Source organism: Streptomyces sp. NPDC090106, assembly GCF_044747265.1.
In the GTDB taxonomy this organism is placed as follows: domain Bacteria; phylum Actinomycetota; class Actinomycetes; order Streptomycetales; family Streptomycetaceae; genus Streptomyces.
The window spans coordinates 517,870-542,529 of sequence record NZ_JBIVDS010000002.1 but is presented as its reverse complement, the minus strand read 5'-3'; the positions used below and the strand labels follow the sequence as shown (position 1 = coordinate 542,529).

The 24,660-nt window shown below is 72.0% G+C and carries 20 protein-coding genes; 8 read left to right on the top strand and 12 right to left on the bottom strand.

Going from position 1 to position 24,660, the window contains the following annotated elements:
- The first annotated feature begins 44 nt into the window (after positions 1-44).
- Entirely contained in the window at positions 45-698 is a 654-nt protein-coding gene (locus ACIPSE_RS07985) for a TetR/AcrR family transcriptional regulator (RefSeq protein WP_401658731.1), read from the top strand.
- Positions 691-987, top strand: a complete 297-nt coding sequence (locus tag ACIPSE_RS07980; protein ID WP_401658729.1) for a hypothetical protein — start codon at positions 691-693, stop codon at positions 985-987. The genes ACIPSE_RS07985 and ACIPSE_RS07980 overlap by 8 nt, the downstream gene beginning before the upstream one ends.
- A gap of 164 nt (positions 988-1,151) precedes the next feature.
- Here ACIPSE_RS07980 and ACIPSE_RS07975 read toward each other — a convergent pair whose 3' ends face one another.
- The 5 genes from ACIPSE_RS07975 to ACIPSE_RS07955 are packed head-to-tail and all read right to left on the bottom strand — an operon-like array spanning position 1,152 to position 6,696.
- On the bottom strand, positions 1,152-2,399 hold the full coding sequence (locus ACIPSE_RS07975) for a styrene monooxygenase/indole monooxygenase family protein (protein WP_401658727.1): 1,248 nt from the start codon (positions 2,397-2,399) through the stop codon (positions 1,152-1,154).
- A 14-nt stretch (positions 2,400-2,413) separates the two neighbouring features.
- A complete protein-coding gene (locus ACIPSE_RS07970; RefSeq protein WP_401658724.1) occupies positions 2,414-3,025 on the bottom strand; it encodes a GTP-binding protein in 612 nt (203 codons plus the stop codon).
- The gene (locus ACIPSE_RS07965; protein WP_401658722.1) at positions 3,006-3,416 is read right to left on the bottom strand and encodes a DUF742 domain-containing protein; all 411 of its coding nucleotides are present in this window, start codon (positions 3,414-3,416) and stop codon (positions 3,006-3,008) included. The genes ACIPSE_RS07970 and ACIPSE_RS07965 overlap by 20 nt, the downstream gene beginning before the upstream one ends.
- Complete coding sequence (locus tag ACIPSE_RS07960; RefSeq protein WP_401658719.1) at positions 3,413-3,952, bottom strand: roadblock/LC7 domain-containing protein; 540 nt, start codon at positions 3,950-3,952, stop codon at positions 3,413-3,415. Before ACIPSE_RS07960 ends, ACIPSE_RS07965 begins: the two co-directional genes overlap by 4 nt.
- Positions 3,949-6,696 carry a nitrate- and nitrite sensing domain-containing protein gene (locus ACIPSE_RS07955; protein ID WP_401658716.1) on the bottom strand — a complete coding sequence of 916 codons (2,748 nt, stop codon included), beginning with the start codon at positions 6,694-6,696 and terminating at the stop codon, positions 3,949-3,951. Before ACIPSE_RS07955 ends, ACIPSE_RS07960 begins: the two co-directional genes overlap by 4 nt.
- Positions 6,697-7,073: 377 nt before the next feature.
- On the opposite strand from ACIPSE_RS07955, the gene ACIPSE_RS07950 reads away from it, so the two are divergent.
- On the top strand, positions 7,074-7,859 hold the full coding sequence (locus tag ACIPSE_RS07950) for a protein phosphatase 2C domain-containing protein (RefSeq protein WP_401658713.1): 786 nt from the start codon (positions 7,074-7,076) through the stop codon (positions 7,857-7,859).
- A 15-nt stretch (positions 7,860-7,874) separates the two neighbouring features.
- Here the strand turns inward: ACIPSE_RS07950 and ACIPSE_RS07945 are convergent, their stop codons facing one another.
- From ACIPSE_RS07945 to ACIPSE_RS07930, 4 genes are all read right to left on the bottom strand, one after another.
- On the bottom strand, positions 7,875-8,063 hold the full coding sequence (locus ACIPSE_RS07945) for a DUF397 domain-containing protein (protein ID WP_401658710.1): 189 nt from the start codon (positions 8,061-8,063) through the stop codon (positions 7,875-7,877).
- Entirely contained in the window at positions 8,060-8,893 is an 834-nt protein-coding gene (locus tag ACIPSE_RS07940; RefSeq protein WP_401658707.1) for a Scr1 family TA system antitoxin-like transcriptional regulator, read from the bottom strand. Before ACIPSE_RS07940 ends, ACIPSE_RS07945 begins: the two co-directional genes overlap by 4 nt.
- 13 nt (positions 8,894-8,906) lie before the next feature.
- A complete protein-coding gene (locus tag ACIPSE_RS07935; protein WP_401658704.1) occupies positions 8,907-12,974 on the bottom strand; it encodes a tetratricopeptide repeat protein in 4,068 nt (1,355 codons plus the stop codon).
- A 134-nt stretch (positions 12,975-13,108) separates the two neighbouring features.
- Complete coding sequence (locus ACIPSE_RS07930) at positions 13,109-13,567, bottom strand: MarR family winged helix-turn-helix transcriptional regulator (RefSeq protein ID WP_401658701.1); 459 nt, start codon at positions 13,565-13,567, stop codon at positions 13,109-13,111.
- Between the two features lie 219 nt (positions 13,568-13,786).
- Between ACIPSE_RS07930 and ACIPSE_RS07925 the strand changes: the two genes are divergently transcribed.
- Entirely contained in the window at positions 13,787-14,623 is an 837-nt protein-coding gene (locus tag ACIPSE_RS07925; protein WP_401658698.1) for a lysozyme, read from the top strand.
- Positions 14,624-14,733: 110 nt separating this feature from the next.
- On the opposite strand, the gene lon is transcribed toward ACIPSE_RS07925, so the two are convergent.
- A complete protein-coding gene (gene lon / locus ACIPSE_RS07920) occupies positions 14,734-17,163 on the bottom strand; it encodes an endopeptidase La (RefSeq protein WP_401658696.1) in 2,430 nt (809 codons plus the stop codon).
- Between the two features lie 190 nt (positions 17,164-17,353).
- Here lon and ACIPSE_RS07915 point away from each other — a divergent pair, with 190 nt between their 5' ends.
- Positions 17,354-18,025: a GNAT family N-acetyltransferase gene (locus ACIPSE_RS07915; protein WP_401658693.1), complete on the top strand. Its 672-nt coding sequence runs from the start codon at positions 17,354-17,356 to the stop codon at positions 18,023-18,025.
- 184 nt (positions 18,026-18,209) lie between these two features.
- Positions 18,210-19,706 carry a sulfatase gene (locus ACIPSE_RS07910; protein WP_401658691.1) on the top strand — a complete coding sequence of 499 codons (1,497 nt, stop codon included), beginning with the start codon at positions 18,210-18,212 and terminating at the stop codon, positions 19,704-19,706.
- Positions 19,707-19,724: 18 nt separating this feature from the next.
- On the opposite strand, the gene ACIPSE_RS07905 is transcribed toward ACIPSE_RS07910, so the two are convergent.
- Together ACIPSE_RS07905 and ACIPSE_RS07900 are read right to left on the bottom strand one after the other, a co-directional pair.
- Complete coding sequence (locus tag ACIPSE_RS07905) at positions 19,725-20,426, bottom strand: rhomboid-like protein (RefSeq protein WP_401659754.1); 702 nt, start codon at positions 20,424-20,426, stop codon at positions 19,725-19,727.
- A 109-nt stretch (positions 20,427-20,535) separates the two neighbouring features.
- Positions 20,536-21,216: a TetR/AcrR family transcriptional regulator gene (locus ACIPSE_RS07900; RefSeq protein ID WP_401658688.1), complete on the bottom strand. Its 681-nt coding sequence runs from the start codon at positions 21,214-21,216 to the stop codon at positions 20,536-20,538.
- Between the two features lie 318 nt (positions 21,217-21,534).
- On the opposite strand from ACIPSE_RS07900, the gene ACIPSE_RS07895 reads away from it, so the two are divergent.
- Entirely contained in the window at positions 21,535-22,827 is a 1,293-nt protein-coding gene (locus tag ACIPSE_RS07895) for an MFS transporter (RefSeq protein WP_401658685.1), read from the top strand.
- A gap of 77 nt (positions 22,828-22,904) precedes the next feature.
- On the top strand, positions 22,905-24,656 hold the full coding sequence (locus ACIPSE_RS07890; RefSeq protein WP_401658683.1) for a glycoside hydrolase family 3 protein: 1,752 nt from the start codon (positions 22,905-22,907) through the stop codon (positions 24,654-24,656).
- Positions 24,657-24,660 lie beyond the last annotated feature (4 nt).

The following is a 24,660-nucleotide window of genomic DNA, read 5'->3' as shown; positions in this document are numbered from 1 at the left end:
CCGGCGCTCTCCTCGCGCCCCCGGGCCGGGGTTACGCTGCGCGTATGACCCCCTCGGCCGCAACCCCCGCCTACCGTCGTCTCAGCGTCGAGGAGCGGCGCAGCCAGCTCCTCGAAGCGGCGCTCGGCCTCTTCGCGCACCGCACCCCCGAAGAGGTGTCCCTGGACGACGTGGCGGAGGCGGCCGGGGTCTCCCGCCCTCTCGTGTACCGGTACTTCCCGGGCGGCAAGCAGCAGTTGTACGAGGCCGCGCTGCGGTCCGCGGCCGAGGAGCTGGAGCAGTGCTTCGACGAGCCGCGGGAGGGCCCGCTGCTCACCCGGCTCTCGCGTGCCCTGGACCGCTATCTGACCTTCGTCGACCAGCACGACACCGGGTTCAGCGCGCTGCTCCAGGGCGGCAGCGTGGTGGAGACGTCCCGGACGACCGCGATCGTGGACGGGGTGCGGCGGGCCGCGGCCCGGCGCATCCTCAGCCATCTCGGCGTCGCCGATCCGGGACGCCTGCTGCGGATGACCGTACGGATGTGGATCACCGCGGTGGAGGCCGCGTCGCTGATCTGGCTGGACGACGGCAAGGAGCCCTCCGCGGACGAGCTGCGGGACTGGCTGGTCGAGCAGTTCGTGGCCGTGCTGTCGGTGACCGCGAGCCGTGATCCGCAGACGTCCGCCCTGCTCGGCACCCTCACGGCGGATGACTGAGACTGGTGCCGTGAAGAGCCAAGACACCCCGTTCGAGGGCGGGCCCCTGGACGGCCGCGTCCTCCCCGTCCTGCTGGGCCCGACGGGCCACCCCCCGAAGCAGTACCGCGTACCGGTACCGGCCCCGGACGGCGGCCCGCCGACCCTGCTGATCTACAGGCGCGTCGCCCGCGGCCACAGCAGACGCCTGGGCCTGCAGCAGGGCTGGAAGTACGCGTACGACCCCGACGGCGATCCCCGCCGGATCCGCTGGCCCTGGAGCAGGCCGGGGCCGAAGTCCGGCGACTGAGCCGGGGCCGAGGACCGGGTCCGGCGGACCGGCTTCGGCGGACGGGCCGGTCGCGGCCGGAAGCCGTCCGGCAGCGGCCCGCGCACGACGGGGGCGGAACTCCGACCCGGCTCAGGCAGGCGGCCGATGGCAGCGGCTCCGGCTCCACGCGAAGCGGCCCGGTCCTAGCCGAGGGACGCCAGGTATGCCGTCGTCCTGTCCGGCTCGTAGAAGAAGTTCTCGAAGTCGGACGGGTCGTCGAAGGCGTTGGCGAAGCGGTCGGCGGCCGGCTGGAGCTGGCCCGCGGCACCGATGAGGCCCAGGACGTGCTCCGGCGGCGGGGCGAGCATGGCGTTGGTCCACTTGGTGACGTGCCGGGCGGTGTCCCAGTAGCGGTCGAAGGTGGCGCGCATCCAGGTCTCGTCGAACTCCTTGTCCCCCTGGTCGAGGATGGAGGCGAGGTACGCGGCGGCGCACTTGGACGCGGAGTTGGAGCCCTGGCCGGTGATCGGGTCGTTGGCGACGACGACGTCGGCGACACCGAGGACCAGCCCGCCGCCGGGCAGCCGGCCGATCGGGTTGCGGACGGTGGGCGCGTAGCGTCCGGCCAACGTGGCGCCCGCGTCGGTGAGTTCGGCCTTGGTGGCCCGCGCGTACTCCCAGGGCGTGAACTTCTCCATGAGTTCCAGGGTCAGGGAGAGGTGCGCCGCCGGGTCCTTGATCCCGTTGAACGCGTCGACCGGGCCGCCGGGTATGCCCTCCCAGAACAGGATGTCGGCGCGGCCGGACGTGGTGAGCGTCGGCATGACGAACAGTTCGCCGACGCCGGGCACCAGGTTGCAGCGGACCGCGTCGAACTCCGGGTGCTCCGGGCGCGGGCCGAGACCGTGGACGTACGACACGGCCAGGGCGCGCTGCGGCTCGCCGTAGGGGGAGCGTTCGGCGTCGCGGCCGAACATCGAGACCAGTTCGCCCTTGCCGGCCGAGACCAGCACCAGGTCGTAGGTGCGGGAGAAGTAGTCGAGGTCGGAGACGGCCGCGCCGTGGATGACCAGCTGGCCGCCGCGCTGGGCGAAGGTCTCCATCCAGCCGGCCATCTTCACCCGCTGGTCGACCGACTGCGCGTACCCGTCGAGCCGGCCCACCCAGTCGATCGCGCGGGCCGCCGGGCCCTCGGCCCAGGAGCCGGGGGCGGCGACCGAGACGCCGAGTCCCTCGATCTTCGGGGCCTGGGACTCCCAGAAGTTCAGCTGGAGGTCCCGCTCGTGCTGGAGAGCCGTGTGGAACATGCACTGCGTGGACATGACCCGGCCGGAGCGGATCTCGTCCGCCGTCCGGTTCGACATCAGGGTGACCTCGTAGCCGTGCGACTGGAGGCCGAGCGCGAGCTGGAGACCGGACTGGCCGGCCCCCACGACGAGTATCTTCCGCATGCCTGGCTGTTCTCCTACTCCGGGGTTACGTCGAGCGCGTGGCCGACCAGGGCCAGGAGGGTCTCGATCGCCGAGATCCGGCGACGCGCGTCCATGATCATGACAGGTATGTGGCCCGGGATCGTCAGCGCCTCCCGCACGTCCTCCGCGTCGAACAGCTCGCTGCCGTCGAAGTGGTTGACGGCGACGACGTACGGCAGTCCGCAGCTCTCGAAGTAGTCGAGCGCCGGGAAGCAGTCCTTGAGGCGACGGGTGTCGGCGAGGACGACCGCGCCGATCGCGCCGCGCACGAGGTCGTCCCACATGAACCAGAACCGCTGCTGGCCCGGGGTGCCGAACAGGTAGAGCACCAGGTCGTCGTCGAGGGTGAGACGGCCGAAGTCCATCGCGACGGTGGTGGTGAGCTTGCCGGGCGTGGCGGTGAGGTCGTCGGTCTCCTCGCTCGCCTCGGTCATCAGCGCCTCGGTCTGCAGCGGCGCGATCTCCGAGACCGTGGTGACGAGGGTCGTCTTGCCGACGCCGAACCCGCCCGCGACCACGATCTTGGTGGCTATCGGGGCCCGGGTCCGGTCCGTCTGCCAGGCCTTCAGATCGCTGTCGGTGTCTTCAAAGACGACGGAGTCCACTCAGCACCCTTTCGAGCAGAGCGCGGTCCGGACGGCCGGTGCCGTGACCGGTGCCGGTGCCGTACACACGGATCTTTCCCTGGTCCGCGAGGTCGCTGAGCAACACCCGGACCACACCGAGCGGCATGCGCAGCAGCGCGGCGATCTCCGCCACGGTGCGCATCCGGCGGCAGAGTTCGACGATGGCCTGCATCTCCGGCATGACCCGGGTGCTGAGGGAGCCGTTCGTCAGTTCCTTGCGCTCCTCCGGGGCCTCCAGCGCGGCCACGAAGGTCTCCACGAGGAGCACGTGGCCGAAGCGGGTCCGGCCGCCGGTGAGGGAGTACGGGCGCACGCGGGCGGGTTTGCGATCGCCGCCGCGCACGGGGAGGTGGGGTTTACGGTCGGTCATCGCGCACTCCCCGCGCTCTCGGACTCCAGGGATTTTCGCAGCTCGCTGCGGAGTTCGGGGGTGAGGACGTGTCCGGCCCGGCCCACGAAGAGGGCCATGTGGTACGCCACCACGCTCATGTCGCAGTCCGCGGCGCCGTGGACGCCGAGCAGCGAGCCGTCGCTGATCGACATCACGAAGAGGCTGCCCTCCTCCATGGCGACCATCGTGTGCTTGACCCCGCCGTACGCCATCAGCTTGGCGGCGCCGACGGTGAGGCTGCCGATGCCGGAGACGACGGTGGCGAGGTCGGCGGCGGAGCCGCGCGGTCCCTTGGGCTTGGGCCGGGCGGCCTGGGCGGCGCCGCCCTCGGGGGCCTTGGCGCGGGCGTCTTCGTGGTGTCCGGGGTCGGAGGAGAGCAGGAGCAGGCCGTCCGAGGAGACCACCGCCACCGACTGGATGCCCGGCACCTCCTCGACCAGGTTCGTCAGCAGCCAGTGCAGGTTGCGGGCCTCACTGCTCAGTGCGAAGGTTCCGAAGGTACTGGGCGCGGTCAACTGCTTGCCTCCTCGACGGTGCCCCCCGTGGATTCCTCGGCTTGCGGTACGTCGTGCGGTGCCCTGGTCTCGCCGGTCTTCTCGGCGATCTCCGCCTCCACCTCGCGGTAGCCGGCCTGAGCCCCCTGGCGGAAGCCGCCGAGTCTACGGCGCAGGGCGGCGGCGTCCACGGAGGTGCTGCGCCGGCGGGGCGCTTCCGCGGGTGCGGTGATCCTGGGCGTGCGCTTGGGAAGGCCCTTGGCGGTCAGCTCGTCGCGCTCGACGTCGCCGTCACCGCTGTCGCCGTCCTCGGCGCGCCCGTGTTCGGTCTCGGCCTCGTCGGCGGCGGGCTCGGGGGCGGGGGCGGCCTCCGGCTCCGGCTCCGGCAGGACCGGGGTGAGCACCATGGTCGTCTCGGCCGGGCTCTCCGCGCCGGCCCCGTCGTACGCCTCGTCCGTCTCCCGCGCCTGTGCGGCGTGTTCCTGTGCGGCCTGTTCCTGGACGGCCTGTTCCTGGACGGCGTTGTCCTGGACGGCCTTCTCGGCGAGGGCGACGAGCGGGTCGGTGTTCTTCGCACGCGTGGGCAGGACGTTGGAGTTGGCCTCCGAGTCCGCGCCCGGCAGGGAGTACGTGGTCGCCGTGCCGCTCTGCGGCGAGGTCGCCGAGGGGACGGCGGCGGAGGGTGCCGCCGCGAGCAGGCCGCCGGTCAGGACCGCGACCGCCGCGATGCCGCCCTGCTTCTGCTCGCGGAGCTGGACCCGGACGCCGTGCCGGTGGGCGAGCCGGGCGACGACGTACAGGCCGAGGCCGAGCCCCTGCTCGCCCTCCTGGTCGTACGGCGAGTCCGGGCTGAAGTCGGCGAGGCGGGCGTTGAGGGCGGTGAGCCGCTCCTCGGTCATGCCGATGCCCTCGTCCTGCACGGAGAGCATGACCTCGCCGCTCTCCAGGAGCCAGCCGGAGATCTCGACGGGCAGGTCGGGCGGGGAGAACGAGGTGGCGTTCTCCATGAGTTCGGCGAGGAGGTGGGAGAGGTCGTCGGCGGCGAAGCCCGCGATGTGGGCGTGCGGCGGCAGGGCGCCGATGCGCACCCGCTCGTAGCGCTCGATCTCGCTGACGGCCGCGCGGACGACGTCCACGAGCGGGACGGGTCCGGCGTGCTGCTGGACGTGTTCGGTGCCCGCGAGGACGAGGAGGTTCTCGCTGTGGCGGCGCATGACCGTGGCGAAGTGGTCGAGCTTGAAGAGGGTGGAGAGCCGCTCGGGGTCCTGCTCGCGGTCCTCCAGGCCCTCGATGACGGCGAGTTGCCGCTCGACGAGGCCGAGGGTGCGCAGCGCCAGGTTGACGAAGGTGCCGCCGATGCTCTCGCGGAGGCGGCCGAGGTGGGCCGCGGACTCGGCGAGGTCGGTGCGCAGTTCCTCGCGGGCGTCGGCCATCTTCTGCCGCTGGGCGACGAGGTGCTTGCGGTCGGCCTCCAGCGTGGTGACGCGGTGGTGGAGGGCGACGGCGTGCGCGTGCAGGGCGTTGACGGAGCGGACGACCTGGGCGAACTCGTCGTTGCGGCCGGTGAACTTGACCGGCTCCTGCGCGGTGGGGTCCTCCGCCTGGGCGAGCCGCGCGGAGCCGATGCGCAGGACGGCGAGGGGGCGGGTGAGGGTGCGGGCCATGGCGGTGGCGACACCGACGGCGAGCAGCATCAGGGCGCCGAGGATCGCGATGCGGATCTCCCAGTCGGTGACGTCGTCGTCACGGAGCTGGGCGAGGTCCTTGGTGCGCTCGTTGTAGAGGGCGGACTCGACACCGCGCATCAGGTCGACGCGGGCGGACAGCGCGGCGTCCAGCTTCTTGGCGCTGGTGTCGAGTTCGCGGTCGGAGAGGGTGGACTCGTCGGTGAGGGAGGCCAGGTACTTCTCGGCGGAGTTGACCTCGGGGCCGGTGACCGTGGAGTCGTAGCGCCCGCTCGTCGCCTTGGCGGCGGAGTCGTGGAAGTCGGAGAGCGCGGAGTCGGAGCGCAGCCGGGCCTGCTGGGCGGCGGCGGTGAGGGCGTCCCGCTGTTTCCCGTCGGCCGCGGAGGTGGAGCTGACGGTGGTGGGGAGCCCGGTGAGGGGGTCGATGACCGTCTGGGTGGTGCTGGGCACGGCGAGGGCGGCGAGGAGCAGCCCGCGGGTGGCGGCGGCCTGCTGGACGGCGGAGTCCAGCTCGGCGAGCGCGTAGGCGCCCGCTCCGGCGCGGGGCGGGGTGTCCTCCGCGAGGCGCTCGGCGAGGCGGTGCAGTTCGGTGATGGCGGCGGAGTACGACGCGTGCGTTTCGAGAGCGGTGCTCTTTCCGGTGAGCGCCGCTCTGCGCAGGGCCGCGATGCCGTCCAGGTCGGCCCGCAGGTCCGCCGGGGTGTCACTGTCGGCGCGCAGTTCCTCGACCTGCCGGTCCACCCGGGCGCTGCGCTGCTCGGAGGGCGCCTCGGACTTGGGGCGGCCGGCGGCCACGTACACCGTGACCTCGTCGCGCTCGTCGGCCAGGGAGTGCGCGAGAGCGAGGGCGTCCTGCGTCCGCTCGGCGAGCGTCACCAGGTCCTGGGTGTCGCTGAGCTGCGAGGAGGCGGCCAGCACGGACGGCGTCCCGGCTCCGGCGATCGCCGCGGCCACCACCGCGACGGCGACGATGAGCCGGTTGCGCACGTGCGTGGGGCGGCCCTTGCCGGTGGGGATGTCTGCGGATGGATCGGCGGGGGCCGTCTGCTCGTTCGTACGACGAGGCCGCGTCTTCTGCACCGGTGCTCGCATTCCTGACTCGTGTACCCATGGGCCCGGGTGACCTTCCGTCACTGACGGGTACTCCCGGTACGGCTCCCGACCCAACCAGCGCCAGTGGGCAGTGGCCGTGCATCACCCGGCCCGCCACTCGAAGGAGTGAACCCCGGAGGGGAGTTGAGGAGCAAGTTCCCTTGGCACAGTCAGAACGCCTCCGCGGCCTGCCGGTTGGACGTCCGGGACGACCGATGGCATGATCCGCCAGCACACCTTCCCGGATTGCCCGATTCCCGCCCAAAACAGGCGCCTGACCTGCGCGACCGCCCCGGGTCATGCGGCTGCGGTGCACCATTTGCACAGCCTGTGAACCCTGTGAAGCCCTCGTGCAGACTGGCTGGATGCACACTGAACTCGTTTCGGAGCCCGGTGACCCGGCCCGCCCCAATGAGGACTTCGCGAGCGTCGCCCTTCCCGCGTCGGGACGCGGCGGCGTGCTGGTGGTCCTCGACGGGGTGACTCCCCCGAAGGGCGACACGGGCTGTCTGCATTCCGTCCCCTGGTTCACAGCGAGGCTGGGCGGCGCTCTGACCGAACTGACCGTTTCGCTTCCTGATGTTCCCCTCGCCGACTCCCTGTCCGCCGCCCTTGCGCGTACCGCCGACGCCCATCGCGAAACCTGTGACCTTTCTCACCCACGCACCCCACAGGCGACGGTGGTCGTCGCGCGCTGGTCGCAGCGGTCCCTGGAATACCTGGTGTTGTCGGACTCGGCCCTGCTGGTGGAGTCCCCGGCCGGCGAGGTGACGGCCCTCCTCGACGACCGGCTGTCCCGCCTGCCCCGCTCCGCCCTCGCCACCGACGCCCTCGTCGACTCGACGGTCCGCAACAAGGAGGGCGGCTTCTTCACCGCCGCCGCGGACCCCTCGGTGGCGGCACGCGCGGTGACGGGCTCCCTGCGGCGCGACGACGTACGGGCCCTGGCCGCACTGACGGACGGCGCGACCCGCTGGGTCGACAAGTTCCACGAGGGCGACTGGCCGGACTGCTTCCGGCTCGTGCGTAAAGAGGGTGCGCGGGCGCTGGTGGAACGCGTACGGGCGCTGGAACGCGCCGACACGGAACGGGTGTTCCTGCGGCGCAGCAAGACGCATGACGACGCGTCGGTGGTGTTCGTGGAGCTGTAGCCGCCCGGGGCGTGTCTAGCGACGGAGGAAGCGGGTCCAGGCGGTGGCGGAGACGAGGAGGACGGGGCCGGAGGGGGTCTTGCTGTCGCGGACGGGGACGACGCCGGGGAGGCCGTGGGCGACCTCGACGCATTCACCGTTGTCGCCGTTGCTGTACGACGACTTGCGCCAGCGCACGGACCGCAGGTCGTACGTGCTGTTCATGATGCTTGGCCCTTCGCGAGGAGACCTTCGACGAAGGCGAGCGACGCCTCCGGCGGGAGGGCCGACGCCCTGGCCAGATCGTAGGACTTGGCATACCTGAGAACCACTGCCGGTTCCTCGACCAACTGACCTGAGTAGGCGGACTCGGTGTAGACCACCGGCGGCTCGTCGACAAAGGTCATGAGCGTGGACGTCCCGTACAGGAGCGGAGTCGCTCCGCCTGAGAAGGGCATCACCTGCACGACCGCCAGGTCGTTCCGGGCCACCTCGACAATGTGCTCCAACTGGCCACACATCACGGAACGTCCACCGATCGTCATGCGCAACGACGCCTCGTGGACGATGAACCACAGATCCGGATCGGCCGGATCTTTCAGCAGCGCACGCGCTCGCTCCTGCCGCACGGCAACCCGCCGCTCGACTTCCTCCGAATCGACCCGGGGCCGGGACGCCTGAACGAGAGCACGGGTGAACTCCGGTGTCTGCAAAGCCCCGGGCACGATCGTCGAGGCGAAGTTACAGAGGGTCAGCGCCCGTTCCTCCATCTCGGCGGCAGCGGCGAAGTAGTGGGCGACCTTCGACGCCTTACGGATCGCCTCGCAGAGCCGCACGAACAGCCCGTCCGTCGCCAGCACCGCGTCGAACCGCTGGGACAGGTCCGACGTGGGGGTGCGGACCCCCATCTCCATCATCCCGACGTACGCCCCCGAGCAGTACACCTGCTCCCCGAGACCTTCCTGCGGCAACCCCGCGGCCTCCCGGAGCCGGCGCAGCTCGGCGCCGTAGAACTCCTTCATGGAGGCGGGGTCGAGGTTCTTGGGCTGGCTCATGGATCGAGGGTAGTCACGGAGTGGGATCGTCCGGGTGCGGATCGTGAGAGTCGGCCCGGGGGCGGGTGGCCGACATGACCGCTTCCACGCCCTCGTCGGAGAGGTGGACGCGGAGGATGTCCTGGAAGGCGGTGTCTCCGAGGGCTTCGCGCTGGAAGCTCAGCACGTAGAGGTCCGCGTCGGTCGGGACTCCCATCTGCGCCCGCGCGGAAAGAGCCCGGAGGCTGTGCGGAACGGCTTGAGCGGGTTGCCGCATCTTGGTGAGGAGGCTGCCGAGCTGGCTGGAGTTGGTCGCGACGCTGCGTCGATCGCCGAGTTCCTCGTTGATGGCGAACGAACGGCGGTAAAGCCTTCCCGCCTCGGGGTACAGCCCCTGCCTCTCCGCTGTCATGCCGAGGTTGTGGAGCGTCATGGCGATCCCGGGCCGGTCGCCGAGTTCCTCGCTGATGGCCAGCGAACGGCGGTAGCAGTCCTCCGCTTCGGCGTATTTCTCCTGCAAGTCCGCCACTACACCCAGTTGATTGAGACTGACGGAGACTCCCTGCCGATCGGCGAGCCCTTCGTCGATCTCCAGTGAGCTGCGAAGGTACGTCTCGGCTTCGGCGAATTCCCCCCGCCTCTGCGCCACCAAACCGAGCTGATGGAGCGTGACAGAAATGCGCGCCTTGTCCCCCAGTTCCCTCTTGATGGCGAGAGCCTCGCGGTAGCGCGTCTCCGCTTCGGCCTGGTCGCCCCGTACTCCCGCGAGGACACCCAGGTTGTGGTGACCATCGGCGATGACGAAACGGTCCCCCCTGTCCTCACCGATGGCCAGTGCTTCCCGGAAGCACGCTTCGGCCTCGTCGTAGTCACCTCGTCTCTCGGCAACCTCCCCGAACTTGAAGAGGAAGTAGGGGACAACCGAGGAGTCGCCGGGAAGCCAGGAGAGAGCTTCACCGATCAGTTGCTTCTCCCAGTCCCACGCCCCACGGATGCTCAAGCGGTTGCACAGCAGCTCCGTGACCTTCAGCGCCTCGCCCAGAACCCCCGCCTGCCGGTAGTGGTGGCGGGCTTCGACCATGTCGGCGAGAGTGGCGTCATCGGTCTCAGGCCGCTGGGAGCGACGCCACTGCCAGTACGACGCGGCGCGGCGATGAGCCTCCTCCGCAACCCCGGAGCCGCCCCGGCGCAGTAGGGCGTCGGCGGTCCAGCGGTGCACGTACAAGTCCGGCGGCCGGGTGCCCGGCTCGTCCCGCGGCACCAGGACCGGCGACACCAACCCCAGCTCGAGCAGCAGCCGCAAGGCATGCTCGGCTTCGTCGTCCCACGCGGCAGGAGGCCGCACCGGCTCGGCCGCATCCGGCTCAGGCGCCGACACCTCACTCAGGTCCGCCACCTGCCAAGCCGCCCCCGTCACATCCACCGCCCGCCGGTACACCGCAAGCCCGTCCAACAGCCGCCGCGCCCCCGGCACCCCGTCCAACCCTTCCAACAACGTGTCCAGCAGCACGTCGTCCACCGCCAGCGTCACCGTCTCGGCCAGCGCGCGGTCCAGGTCGCCCGCCACCCCGGCCAGCCAGCGTTCGGGGTCGCGGACGCCACGCCGCTCCAGGGCGTCCTCCATGCGGTCGGCGATGTCGGGGAAGCGGGCCTGTCCGCCGCGCAGCAGCGCGTCGAGGTACTCCAGGGCGCGAGGGTGACCGCCGACGTCCGTGTACGCGCGCTGGAGGTCCTCGGGCGGGAGCGCGTCGAGGCCCGGCAGGCGCCAGATCAACTTGCGGGTCTCGGCGAACGACAGCGGGCCGAGGTGGTGCGCGGTCAGTCGCCGGTGCATCCGCTGCGGCAGGGCGAAGGGGTACCGACTGGTGATCAGCAGGCGGGGGTGGGGGGCCGCGGCGGCCAAGGAGGCGAGGAACGCGGCGAGTTCGGAGTCGGCCAGGGTCCAGCCGTCGTCCGTCCGGGTGAGGAGGTCCTCGGCGTTGTCCAGGACCAGGAGCAGCGGGAGCCGGGGCAGGACCGTCTGGCGGATCAGCTCCCAGCGCTCCCGCCAGGGCGGCGAGGCGTCGAGCAGCGCCGCCGCGAGCCGGCGCAGTGCATCGTCCTCCGGCAGACCGGCGGACAGGCAGTGGGCCAGGAGCCGCTTGCGCAGGATCTCCAGGACCGAGTCGACGGTCGGGACGGTCGCCGCGGGGACGGGAACGACCAGCCCCGCGTCCGGCCCCAGGTCGTGCAGCAGCTCGGCCGTGAGCGTGGACTTGCCGACCCCGCCGATGCCGTGGATCAGCACCCCCGCCTTCCCGGGGTCCCGCAGCACGCCCAGCAGCCGCCTCAACTCCGCGCGGCGGCCCACGAATTCGCCGACGCGCCGCACCACCATCCCTTCCTCGACGGCGCGTTCGGGTGCCGGGGTCACCGGCTCGTGCTCCCGCTCGGCGTCGAACAGGGCCACGGGCGGGGCCGCGAGGAACAGGGACGGGGTGGACCACTCCGGCCAGGCGGCACGCGGATGACCGGCGGTGAGGCGCCGCCGCGCGCGCTCCAGGCGTCGCCTGGCCCGGGACAGCGCGGTGAGCGGGTCGGGGCGCCGGGCCCGCGCGAGCTCCTCGTAGACCTGGGCCGCGAGTTCGGTGGCGTAGGCGTCGCTGACGGCTTCGGTCATGGCCAGGACGCCCGGCACCCCACGGTCCAGGAGCTCCTTCGCGAGCCCCGCCCGTGCCTCGGCGGCGTCGCCCTCCGGTGTCCGTGCCGTGGAGCAGCCCGAGAGCACGACCAGCGGCACCCCGCACCCGGGGAGCAGGACGTCGTCCATGAACTCCTGGGCGCCGACCTCGTGCACGCCGCCGTCGCCCTTCTCCAGGTACAGCACGCCCGGCCCGGCGTGGGAGGACAGGTGCAGGACGTGGAAGGACTCCTCCTCCAGCGCGCGGCGGATCGCCTCGGCGCTGCCCCAGTTCAGCACCCGGACATACGCCCCCTGGCGACTGCGCGCCGACCCCACCGCGTCCAGGATGCGCGCCAACTCGCGCTCGTGGTCGAGGAGTTCGCCGCTCCCGGACTCCGGGCTCGCGACCACCGCCAGGATGCGCAGCGGGCCGGGGATCCTCATCTCGACGGCCGGGGCGGCGCGTCGGACCCTGCGGTAGAGCTCGACCTGCTCGGACAGGACCAGGGGTTCCTGCGCGCCGGGTACCACCAGGCTCTCCCAGGGGAGGTCCCGCCACCGCTCCACGTCCACCTGGAGGCCGATCCGCAGGGGGACGTTGCAGTCGTGCGCCAGGCCCACCTCGCGGCGCAGCGCTTCGGCGACGTCCCCGGTGACGAACCGTTCCCCCAGGGCCTGTCCGACGGCGGCCAGCGCGCCGTTCACCCCGGCGGAGTCCGCCTGCGCGGCCGATGCCGTGCCGGTCCGGGTCACCTGGCCCCGGCGCACCCGCTCGCGGGCCTGTTCGAGGGCGCCGAGCGGGTCGTCCAGATCCACCGGCCCGGCCTCGTGGCCGAAGGCCTCGCTCCGCGCGGAGCCGCCCTCGGTGGAGAACTCGGTGGAGAACTCGGTGGAGAACACGACCGCGTCGGGCCCGATCCGTAACTCCGCGTGGATCGGCGCGTCCGGCCGGTACCGCAGCCCCGTCGGCGGGACCACGACCCCGGTGGCCCTGGGGCGCTCTCCGGACGGCAACCCCTTGACCGCACGCAGGAGTTGCCGCACTTTCGCCTCGTACTCCCCCGGTGCCGTCACCGTACGGAAGTCGAAGTGGACGCGGCCGGCGATGAAGGGCGGGACCGTCGCGATGTCGCCCCACAGCACGGGGATCAGGCGCTGGCGGCCGTCCACCGAGGCGGCGACGGCCGCCGCGAACTCCTCACCGCACCACCTGGAGGCGATCCATCGGGGCGTGACCACGGCGACCACGGTGTCGGCGCGCGCCAGGCCGTCCTGCATCCGAGCGGCCGGCGACTGCCCGCCGACCATCTCCCAGGCGTCGAGCCAGACCCTCAGCTCCAGTCGCTCCAGGTTCTCCGCGAGCGTGACGGGCCAGTCGCCGTCCCCGTTGGCATAGGAGAAGAAGACGTCGAACCGTGCGTCGCCCTCGATGTCCGCCACCGCACCGCACCTCCCCCGAGGTCGAGGACCGCGTGCCGGGACCGACGATCAGCCCCCGCCCTCGTACCGCCCCGATTCCCCCCGCATGACCGGCGCATGCGTCCGGCGGGGCGCGATCCGCGATCTCCCGGGTCCTACTTCTCCATCCCCAGGTTCAACTGGTGCAGCAGCCGGGCCAGTTCGGACACCTCCTGGGGGTCCCAGTCCGCGAGGCGTCCCGCGTACCGCGCCCGGCGGGCGTCGCGGACCCGGCCGACGCGGGCGCGCCCCTCGGGGGTGAGTTCGACGAGCCAGGCGCGGCCGTCGGCGGGGTCGGGGGCGCGGGCGACGAGGCCGAGTTCCTCCAGGGCGCGCAGCTGGCGGGACATGGTGGCCTTGCCGACGCCGATGTAGGCGGCCAGCTCGGTCGCGCGCTGCTGGCCGTGTTCGTCCAGACGGACCAGCAGGCCGTACGCGGAGGACTCCAGGTCCGGGTGGACCTCACGGGCCATCTCGCCCTGGTTGGCCCGGGCGCGCCGCAGCAGGACGGTCAACTCGCGTTCCAGCGCCAGGAATCCGGGCTGGTCGATACCGCCGCTTCGCTCTTCGTGCACGTCAGTCCCTGCCTAGGTTTTCCGGGTCGTGAAAGTTTCCGCCAAAATGCGTCATCGTCGCAGCTGGGACAGTATTTCGCAGGTGCAGACCAACGGCAGCCCCCGGGCCCTCTTCCCACCCGCTCCCCCGCGTACGTAGCTTCTTTACCAGGCAATTACTGGCATGCCCATGCCAGTAGCGCATCGGATTCTCCCCCCACCTCGCCCTCGGAGGCACGCATGCCCGTGCACGGACACCGGCACAGACCCGGATCGGTACGTCTCACCTTCACCCGTGTCGCCCTCACCCTCCTCGCCCTGCTCCCGGGAGCCCTCCTGGCCCCCACCGCCTCCGCCGCCTCGGACACCCCCGCGCGCGGCACCGCCCGCATGGGCGTGGGCGTCCTCGCCCACGACGGCCAGGACGGCGTCCCGCAGGGCACCCGCGCCGCCCAGACGGAGGGCGTGGACGTCTCCAGCCACCAGGGCGACGTCGCCTGGTCCACGCTGTGGGGCAGCGGCGTGAAGTGGGCCTACGCGAAGGCCAGCGAGGGCACGTACTACACGAACCCGTACTTCGCGCAGCAGTACAACGGCTCCTACGGCGTCGGCATGATCCGCGGCGCCTACCACTTCGCCACCCCGGACACCACGACCGGCGCCGCCCAGGCGGACTACTTCGTCGACCACGGCGGCGGCTGGACGAAGGACGGCCGGACCCTGCCCGGGGTGCTGGACATCGAGTGGAACCCGTACGGCGACGCCTGCTACGGCAAGTCGCAGAGCGCGATGGTCGGCTGGATCGCCTCCTTCCTCGACCGGTACAAGGCGCGTACCGGCCGGGACGCCGTCATCTACACGGCGACGAGCTGGTGGACGGACTGCACCGGGAACCACAGCGGTTTCGCCGCCGCCAACCCGCTGTGGATCGCCCGGTACGCCTCGACCGTGGGGACGCTGCCGGCCGGCTGGTCGTACTACACGATGTGGCAGTACACGTCCTCCGGGCCGACCGTCGGCGACCACGACAGGTTCAACGGGGCCCTGGACCGGGTGGTGGCCCTCGCCAACGGCTGAGCGCGCCGGAGCACCACCGGCCACGGCGAAGGCCCGGGCCTCCGTCACAAGGACCCGGGCCTTCACCCGACCGGCACCCGCAGGCGGAGCCTGCTGAACGGGCACAGCCGTCACGCCGCTACCGGAACCTCCGGTGCCGCGCCGTTCGTGGCGGGCGACAGCGCCAGCTCCAGGACCTGGCGGACATCGGTGACGGCGTGGACGTCGAGCTTGTCCAGCACCTCCGCCGGGACGTCGTCCAGGTCGGGTTCGTTGCGCTTGGGGATGATCACGGTCGTGACGCCCGCCCGGTGCGCGGCCAGCAGCTTCTGCTTGACGCCGCCGATCGGAAGGACCCGACCGGTCAGCGACACCTCACCGGTCATCGCCACGTCCGTGCGGACCAACCGCCCGCTGAGCAGCGAGGCCAGGGCCGTCGTCATCGTGATGCCGGCGCTCGGGCCGTCCTTGGGGACCGCGCCCGCCGGGAAGTGGATGTGCGCGCCCCGGTCCTTCAGGTCGGCCACCGGCAGCTCCAGTTCGGCGCCGTGCGAGCGCAGGAAGCTCAGCGCGATCTGCGCGCTCTCCTTCATCACGTCACCGAGCTGTCCGGTCAGCGTCAGCCCCGCGGCGCCCGTCTCCGGGTCCGCCAGGGACGCCTCCACGTAGAGCACGTCACCGCCGGCGCCCGTCACCGCCAGGCCGGTCGCCACGCCGGGCACCGCCGTGCGCCGTTCCGCCGGGTCCTGGGCGGACTCGGGGACGTGGTGCGGGCGGCCGATGAGGGCGCGCAGATCGGCGTCCGTCACCGTGAACGGCAGCTCCCGCTCGCCCAGTTCGTGCTGGGCGGCCACCTTGCGCAGCAGGCGCGCGATCGAGCGCTCCAGGGTACGGACGCCCGCCTCGCGGGTGTACTCGCCGGCGAGCTTGCGCAACGCGCCCTCGTCGATGGCGAGTTCGTCGTCCTTCAGGCCCGCGCGCTCCAACTGGCGCGGGAGCAGGTGGTCACGGGCGATGACGACCTTCTCGTCCTCGGTGTAGCCATCGAGGCGGACCAGCTCCATGCGGTCGAGCAGGGCCTCCGGGATGGCTTCGAGCACGTTCGCCGTCGCGAGGAACACGACGTCGGACAGGTCGAGTTCGACCTCCAGGTAGTGGTCGCGGAACGTGTGGTTCTGCGCCGGGTCCAGGACTTCGAGGAGAGCGGCGGCCGGGTCGCCCCGGAAGTCGGAGCCGACCTTGTCGATCTCGTCGAGCAGGACCACCGGGTTCATCGACCCGGCCTCCTTGATCGCGCGGACGATCCGGCCGGGCAGCGCGCCGACGTAGGTGCGCCGGTGGCCGCGGATCTCGGCCTCGTCGCGGACGCCGCCGAGGGCGACGCGGACGAACTTGCGGCCCATCGCGTGGGCCACGGACTCGCCCAGCGAGGTCTTGCCGACGCCGGGCGGGCCGACGAGGGCCAGCACGGCACCGCCGCGCCGTCCGCCGACCACGCCGAGGCCGCGCTCGCTGCGGCGCTTGCGCACGGCCAGGTACTCGGTGATGCGCTCCTTCACGTCCTCCAGGCCGGCGTGCTCGGCGTCGAGCACCGACTTCGCGCCCTGGATGTCGTAGGCGTCCTCGGTGCGTTCGTTCCACGGGAGTTCGAGGACGGTGTCGAGCCAGGTGCGGATCCAGGAGCCCTCGGGCGACTGGTCGCTGGACCGCTCCAGCTTGTCGACCTCCTTGAGGGCGGCCTCGCGGACCTTCTCGGGCAGGTCGGCGGCCTCCACGCGGGCGCGGTAGTCGTCGGACTCCTCGCCGTCCGTCGCGGCGTCGCCGTTGAGCTCGCGCAGTTCCTTGCGGACGGCTTCGAGCTGGCGGCGCAGCAGGAACTCGCGCTGCTGCTTGTCGACGCCTTCCTGGACGTCCTTGGCGATGGTCTCGGCGACGTCCTGCTCGGCGAGGTGGTCGCGGAGCTGCTGGGTGGCGAGCTTGAGGCGGGTGACCGGGTCGGCGGTCTCCAGGAGTTCGATCTTCTGGTCGGTGGTCAGGAACGGCGAGTAGCCGGAGTTGTCGGCGAGCGCGGACACGTCGTCGATGGCCTGGACGCGGTCGACGACCTGCCAGGCGCCCCGCTTGCGCAGCCAGGCCGTGGCCAGCGCCTTGTACTCCTTGACCAGTTCGGCGACCTGGCCCGGCAGCGGCTCGGGCACGGTCTCGTCGATCCGGGTGCCCTCCACCCACAGGGCGGCACCGGGGCCGTTGGTGCCCGCGCCGATACGGACCCTGGCCCGGCCCCGGATCAGCGCGCCGGGGTCGCCGTCGGCGAGCCGGCCGACCTGTTCGACCGTGCCGAGCACACCCGTGCCCGGGTACGTCCCGTCGACACGCGGCACCAGCAGGACCCTCGGCTTCCCGGGCTCCGACCGCGCGGCGGCCTGGGCGGCCTCCACCGCGGCGCGCACATCGGTGTCGTTCAGGTCCAGCGGAACCACCATGCCAGGGAGCACGACCTCGTCGTCGAGCGGCAGCACAGGCAGGGTGAGCGTGGTGAACGGCGTGGACTCAGCAGCCATGATCTCCCCTTCGGCATTCAAGTTGAGCTATGCCGACTCAATGCACGTGAGCCCTCGAATGTTCCCCCGGTGCCGTTCGCTCTGAGCGATCAACGATCGAGTAATAGACAGATGGACCTTCCGACCATTACATTCCGGCCATTGCATTCGTCCACCGAGACGAGACCGTCGCGGCAGTGCGGGAGGCTGAATGGACAGGGTCGTGCGGGCCTGGGTCGACGGGTGGGTGCTCTCGCGCGGAGCGGCCCCGCCCGACGTCGAGGCGTGGGGGTGCACGATCGACATGGGCGCGGACGGGCACGTCACCCGGCATGTGTTCGGGGCGCTCGGGGACGACGTGGACGGGGCGGCCGTACGGAAGGTCGCCGGGGCCGTGACCGGCGAGGGCGTCTGGCTCAAGGTGTTCCGGCACCCGGCGGTGGTCGGGCCGTGGCTGGGCGATCAGTGGTGGGTCGACCCCGAGCCGGGGTACCTGATGACGCTGCCGCTGGAGCAGGAGCGCGGCCCGCTGCCCGCGGTGCCCGACGGCTACCGGCTGCGCGCGTGGTCGCGCGGCGGACTCCACCGGGTGATGGTCGCCGCCCCCGACGGCTCCTGGGCGGCGCGCGGCCAGCTCGCCCCGACCGGCGCGACCGCGGTCGCCGACCAGATCACCACCTCCCCGGCGCACCGGCGCAAGGGGCTCGGCGGCCTCGTGATGCGCACGCTCCAGCGCACCGCCCTGGAGGAGGGCGCGGAGACCTGCGTCCTCGCGGCCACCCCAGCGGGCCGGGGACTGTACGCGTCGCTGGGCTGGACGGTGTCGGCGGCGCTGACCAGCGCGAAGTCCACGGGCCCGCGAGGCGGCGACTCCCGGACCTGACCGCCGCCGCACAGCCGCCGTACCGGCGCCGCGCAGCCGCCGTATCGCCGCCGTTTCGCCACGACTTCGCGGGCCGGCCGTCACGAACCCGCAACGCGACTCACAGGAAATCCCTGCACACTGCAAGCTCGTTCACAGGCGGCTCGGCCGTTGTACGGGGATTTACGGGGACTTGGGGAAGCGGATGACCGAGGGGCAGCGGCGTGGGCCGGGACGGCGCGCGCTGATCGCGGGGGCCGCGGTCGCGGCGACGGGCGCGGCGGTCCCGCTCGTCCTGCGCGAGAGCGAGGGCTCCCCCGTCGCCACCACGCGCACCACCCCCCGTCCCGCCGCCCCTGTGGCGAGCCGGGCCACGTCCCTCGCGCCGTCGCCCGCGGCCCGGCGGGACGCCCGCCCCAACATCCTCTTCGTCCTCACCGACGACCAGCCCAAGGACACCGACTGGGCGCTGCCGCAGACCCTGGACTGGCTGGCGGGCCACGGCACCACCTTCGGCCGCGCGCACGCCAACACCCCGCTGTGCGCGCCGTCCCGCGCGTCGATCATGTCGGGCCGGTACGCGCACAACCACGGCGTCCTCGACACCCGGCACCCGGAGCACCTCGACCAACGCACGGTGGTGCAGCGGCAGTTGCAGGAGGCCGGGTACCGCACCGGGCTGTTCGGCAAGTACCTCAACTTCTGGCCCACCGGCGACGCGCCGCCCCACTTCGACGAGTGGCTGCTCCAGGAGCCGGTGCGCTACTACGACGGCCACTACAACGACAACGGGACCGTCCGGAACATCCCCGGCTACAACACCACCGTCATCAAGGACCGCGCCCTCGACTTCATCGAGCGCTCCCGCGACGACGGCCGCCCCTGGTTCGCGTACGTCGCCACCCGCGCCGCGCACGAGGTGAACATCGCCGAGCGGAAGTACGCCCACACGCGCGTGCCGGACTGGAAGGGCCGCCCGTCGGTCTTCGAGAGCGGCAAGGCCGACAAGCCGCCGTTCCTGCGGCGGGCCGGGCACACGTTCGCCGAGGGATCGGCCCTGCGCGCCCGCCAGTTGCGCACCCTGCTGTCCGTGGACGACGCGATGCGCGACTTCCGGGACAAGCTGCGGGAGCTGGGCCAGCTGGAGAACACACTCGTCCTGTTCACCAGCGACCACGGCCTGTGCTGGGGCGACCACGGCTGGCTGCGCAAGTCGGTGCCCTACCGGCCCAGCCTCGAAGTGCCCTTCCTCGCCTCCTGGCCGGCGGGCGGTCTGCACACGGCCCGCACGGACGACCGTCTCGTCGGCCACGTCGACATCGCCCCCACCTTCCTCGACGCGGCCGGGATCACCCCCGACACCCCGCACGACGGGCACTCCCTGCTCGATCCCGGCAACGACCGCACCCATCTGCTCGCCGAGTGGTGGTGGAACCGCCAGGACAAGAAGCCGATCCACACGTGGGCGTCGCTGATCGGCAAGACCGCGCAGTACACGGAGTACTACCGCACCCGCCTCGGCCCCGACGGCCGCCCCCACGGCACCGGCCAGACCCTCTTCCGCGAGTACTACGACCTGCGCGCCGACCCCTACCAGTTGCAGAACCGGCTGCACGCGGCGACGAACGTCGACGAACAGCGCCTGGGCGTACCGGCGTTGGAGAAGCAGCTGGCCAAGGCCCGCCTCTCGGACGGGAACTGACCCGCGCGGGACAGCGCGTCAGCGAATCCCTCGCCCGGCCGCCCGCCACCGCCTCACCGCCGGCCAGGCGGCCACCCCGAGCGCGAGGGCGATCAGATGGCCCCAGTCGGACAGCGGGTCCCTGAAGGCGACGAGGTCCTGGAGGAGCATCGCCGTGAACAGCGCGAGCAGGGGCCACCGCAGCCAGGGGCGCAGCAGACCGGTCAGGGCGCCGAGGCTCGTGGCGACGCCGAAGCTGATGCCGTAGTCCATGCGGTGCAGCGAACTGCCGGGGAGATGGCCGACGAGCACGGCGAACCCGACGGGCACCTCCGTGGCGAGCGTGGCCACGACATGGCCGAACAGGAAGACGGCCGCCGCCCGCACCCCGCCGACGCGCCGCTCCAGCGCGCCCAGCACCAGCAGGAACCCGACCGAGAAGGGCGACAGCAGCCCGCCCGCGACCCACAGCGCGCTGGCCGGCAGCACGAACAAGGGCGCCCGCAGCAGGTGGGCGACGTCCGTGCTGGAGCCCTGGAGGAGCCTGTGGACGACGCCGGGGTCGGCGTAGGCGGTGAACAGGGAGGTCGCGGCGAGGACGGCGCCGTATCCGAGGGTGAAGGGGATCGGCGGGCGCCGGGAGGGCGCGGGCGTGGCCGGTGACGTGCCGCGCTGGGCCGGGATGCCGTCCAGCAGCCCGGCGGCGTCCGGGAGGGGGCAGGCCGTCTTCGTCCGTTCCACCACGGGACGCTCCTTCCGTCCCTGCCCACGATTGGCGCCCACCCCTCCCCGTGTCTGTGACGGGCGCCACCCCGCCCCCGATTCACAGGGAGTTCTCGCACGCTCCCGTTCAGCCGAGGGCGGGCAGCCCGGTTCCCGCCACCGTGATCGACCGCAGCAGACGGTCCGCGTACCGGTGGAAGCGGCCGACCATGTCGAAGCCCTGCGGGTCGAGCGCCCACTGGAGCTGGAGGCCGTCCATGACGGCGGCGGTCTCCTCGGCGAGTCCGGTCACGTCGGTGTCCGGCCTCAGCTCGCCGTTGGCGACGGCGTGCCGGAAGCAGGCCGCCATGGAGTCGACGACCTTGGCGTAGCGGCGCCGGAAGTAGGCGTGGGCCGGGTGCGCGACGTCGCCCGCCTCCGCGGCGAGCACGTTGAACATCCGGGTGCGGCCGAGCCGGGCCGCGTTGTACGCGGTGAGCCGCAGGAGCTTGGCGTAGGCCTCGGCGGCCGTGCCGAACTCCTCGCAGAAGAACTTCTGTTCGTCCTGCTCGTCGATGCGTTCCAGGACCTGGACGAGCAGGTCCTCCTTGCTGCGGAAGTGGTGCAGCAGGCCGCCCTGGGTGATGCCGACGTCCTTCGCGATCTGCGCCAGGGACGAGGCGTGGAAGCCACGCTGGGCGAAGTGCTCGACCGCGGCGTCGATGATCCGCAGCCGACGCTCGTCCCCGACCGCGTACGTCCGCCGGCTCCGCCGCGCCCCGCCCGGGCCGGCGGCGGCGGCGATCGGCTTGCTGTCCATCGTGGTCATACCGGCCACAGTAGCCGTCGCCCGATCAGCGGGGCGAGGGCTCGAAGGAGTGCATCTTCCGGCCATCGGCGCCCGCGCGCACAGATCCTTCACGATCGGGCACGCGATACGACGACAAGCCAGTACTCACAAGGATCAGGGCCCTTTCACAGCGTCCCCACACCCATGACTTACACGAGTAAACGACCCTGAATTTCAAGCCACGTGCAGCGTGATTCTGCCCACCCGAACAAAACCTAGTACCTACTCGGTTTTGCTGTTTCCCTAGGCCTGTCGGCGCGGCAAGGAAGCCCGCCCCCGTCCCCACTGGAGTGCCGCATGGCCCTCAGCCACGACGCCTCTCTCGACGCGACGCCCTCCCCCGCCGCGCTCGCCCCCGAGGACGACCGGCCGCTCGCCCCCGCGAAACTGGTCCTCACGCTCGCCCTCGCCCAGTTCGGCGCCTACCTCGCGGTCCTCACCCCGGTCATGGTGACCCTCGCCCTGCGGGTCAGCCAGATCGTCCCGGAGGCCGACCGCGGCACCGCCCTCGGCCAGGTGCTCTCCGTCGGAGCGCTGCTCGCGATGCTGGGCAACCCCGTCTTCGGCGCCCTCTCCGACCGCACCACCAGCCGCTTCGGCCGCCGCCGCCCCTGGCTGATCGGCGGCATGGTGGCCGGGTTCGCCGGTCTGCTCGTCGTGGCCGTCGGCGGCAGCGTGCCGGTCCTGATGGCCGGCTGGGCCCTCGCGCAGCTCGGCATCAACGCCACCCTGGCCGCGCTGACCGCCTGCATCCCCGACCTGATCCCGCCGCGTCAGCAGGGCCGGGTCTCGGGCGTCATCGGCATCACGACCTCGCTCGCGATGATCGGCGGCTCCCTGCTCGCCAACGTCTTCAGCTCCTCGATCGCGCTGGCCTTCCTGGTGCCGGGCCTGATCGGCGTGGCCGCCGTGACCTGCCTCGCCGTGGTCATCAAGGACCGTCCCGCCAAGCCGGGCGCCTTCGCGCCGTACAGCTTCAAGGAGTTCGCGCGCAGCTTCTGGGTCAACCCGGTCAGGCACCCCGACTTCGCCTGGAACTTCGCCGGCCGCTTCCTGGTCTTCACCGGCGCCTCCTGCGTCACCAGCTACCAGGTGTACTTCCTGATGGACCGGCTCGGCTACGACGACGAGACCGTCACCGGCAAGGTCCTGTCCGGCACGCTCGTCATGGTCGTCGCGATCGTCGCGGGCTCCCTGCTCGGCGGCCAGTTCTCCGACCGCTCCGGCCGCCGCAAGCCCTACGTGCTGGGCTCCTCGCTGCTCATGGGCGTCAGCCTGGCGATGATCGCCTCCGCGCAGAACTTCGGGATGTATCTGGCCGCGCTGGTCGTCTTCGGCTTCGGCGAGGGCCTCTACCTCTCCGTCGACATGGCGCTCGCCGCGGCGGTGCTGCCCAACCCGGAGGAGTCCGCGAAGGACATGGGCGTGCTCAACATCGGCAACGCCCTGCCGCAGTCCCTCGTCCCGATCGTCGCCCCGGCGTTCCTCGCGATCGGCGGCGGCGGCAACTACGGCGCACTGTTCCTCTTCGGCGCGATCGCGGCCGTACTCGGCGCCCTCGCCGTCCAGTTCATCCGCTCGGTCAAGTAACCACCGGGCCCGTCCAGCGAGTCCGGCCGGCCGCACAGGTCCGGCCGGACCGGCCAGTCCAGCAAGGGAACACAGTGATGACCACGCCGGCCCCCGCCTACCGCGATCCGAACCTCCCCGTCGACGCACGCGTCGAGGACCTGCTCTCCCGGATGACCCTCGAGGAGAAGGCGGGCCAGCTCTTCCACACGATGCTGAGCATGGCCCCGGGCGGCGACCTGGCCGAGGACGGCCCCTTCCTCCGGTACGGCACCACGGAGCTGGTCGCCGGGCGCCTGCTCAGCCACTTCAACCTCCTCGGCCAGGGCACCGCCCGCGAGATGGCCACCTGGGCCAACCGGATGCAAGAGCTCGCCGCGGGCACCCGGCTCGGCATCCCGGTCACCCTCTCCACCGACCCGCGCCACACCTTCACCGACAACCCGGGCGCCTCCTTCAACTCCGGCGCCTTCTCGGCCTGGCCGGAGCCGCTCGGGCTGGCCGCGATCGGCGACGCGGACCTCGTGGAACGCTTCGCGGACACGGTCCGCCGCGAGTACCTGGCCGTCGGCTTCCGGGTGGCGCTCCACCCCCAGATCGACCTGGCGACCGAACCCCGCTGGTCCCGCCAGTCGGGCACGTTCGGCTCCAGCGCCGAGACCACGAGCGAGCTGGTCCGGGCGTACGTCCGCGGGCTCCAGGGTCCCGCGCTCGGCCCGGAGTCGGTCGCCGCGATGGTCAAGCACTTCCCCGGCGGCGGCCCCCAGAAGGACGGCGAGGACCCGCACTTCCCGCACGGCAAGGAGCAGGTGTACCCGGGCGGGCTGCGCGAGCACCACCTCGCGCCGTTCGCCGCGGCCGTCGAGGCGGGCTGCTCGCAGATGATGCCGTACTACGGCCAGCCCGTCGGCACCGACTGGGAGGAGGTCGGCTTCGGCTTCAACAAGGGTGTCCTGACCGGCCTGTTGCGCGAGCGCCTCGGCTTCGACGGCGTCATCTGCACCGACTGGGGTCTGCTCACGGACGCCGAGATCATGGGCGAGCCCGCCGAGGCCCGCGCCTGGGGCGTCGAGCACCTCTCCGTCGCCGAGCGCGCGGCCAAGGCCCTGGACGCGGGCTCCGACCAGTTCGGCGGCGAGCAGTGTCCGGAGGTGATCGTCGAGCTCGTCCGATCCGGCCGCGTCCCGGAGGAGCGGATCGACGCGTCGGTGCGCCGCCTCCTGCGCGAGAAGTTCGTCCTCGGCCTCTTCGAGAACCCGTACGTCGACGTCGACCGCGCCGAGGAGACCGTCGGGGCGGCCGAGTTCACCGCGCTCGGCGAGGCCGCCCAGCGCCGCTCGCTGACGGTCCTGGGCAACTCCGCGCTGCTCCCGCTGACCGGACGCCCCCGCCTGTACGTCCAGGGCGTCGCCCCCGGGACGGCGGCGGCCTACGGGGAGGTCGTCGCCGATCCCGCCGAGGCCGACGTCGCCGTCCTGCGGCTGCGCACCCCCTACGAGCAACGGCCGGGCCGCTTCGAGTCGTTCTTCCACTCCGGTTCGCTCGCCTTCCCCGAGGACGAGCTCAAGGAGATCCTGCGGCTGCTGGACACCGTGCCGACGCTGGTGTGCGTCAACCTCGAACGGCCCGCCGTACTCCCGGAGATCGCCGAACGGGCCGCCGCGCTGGTGGCCGACTACGGCGCCTCGGACGCGGCCCTGCTCGACGTGGCCTTCGGGCGCGCGCGGGCGGAGGGGCGGCTGCCCTTCGAACTCCCGCGCTCGATGGCCGCGGTGGCCGCCTCCCGCCCGGACGTCCCCAACGACACGGCGGACCCGATATTCCCCTACGGGCACGGCCTGACCGTGTGAGGAT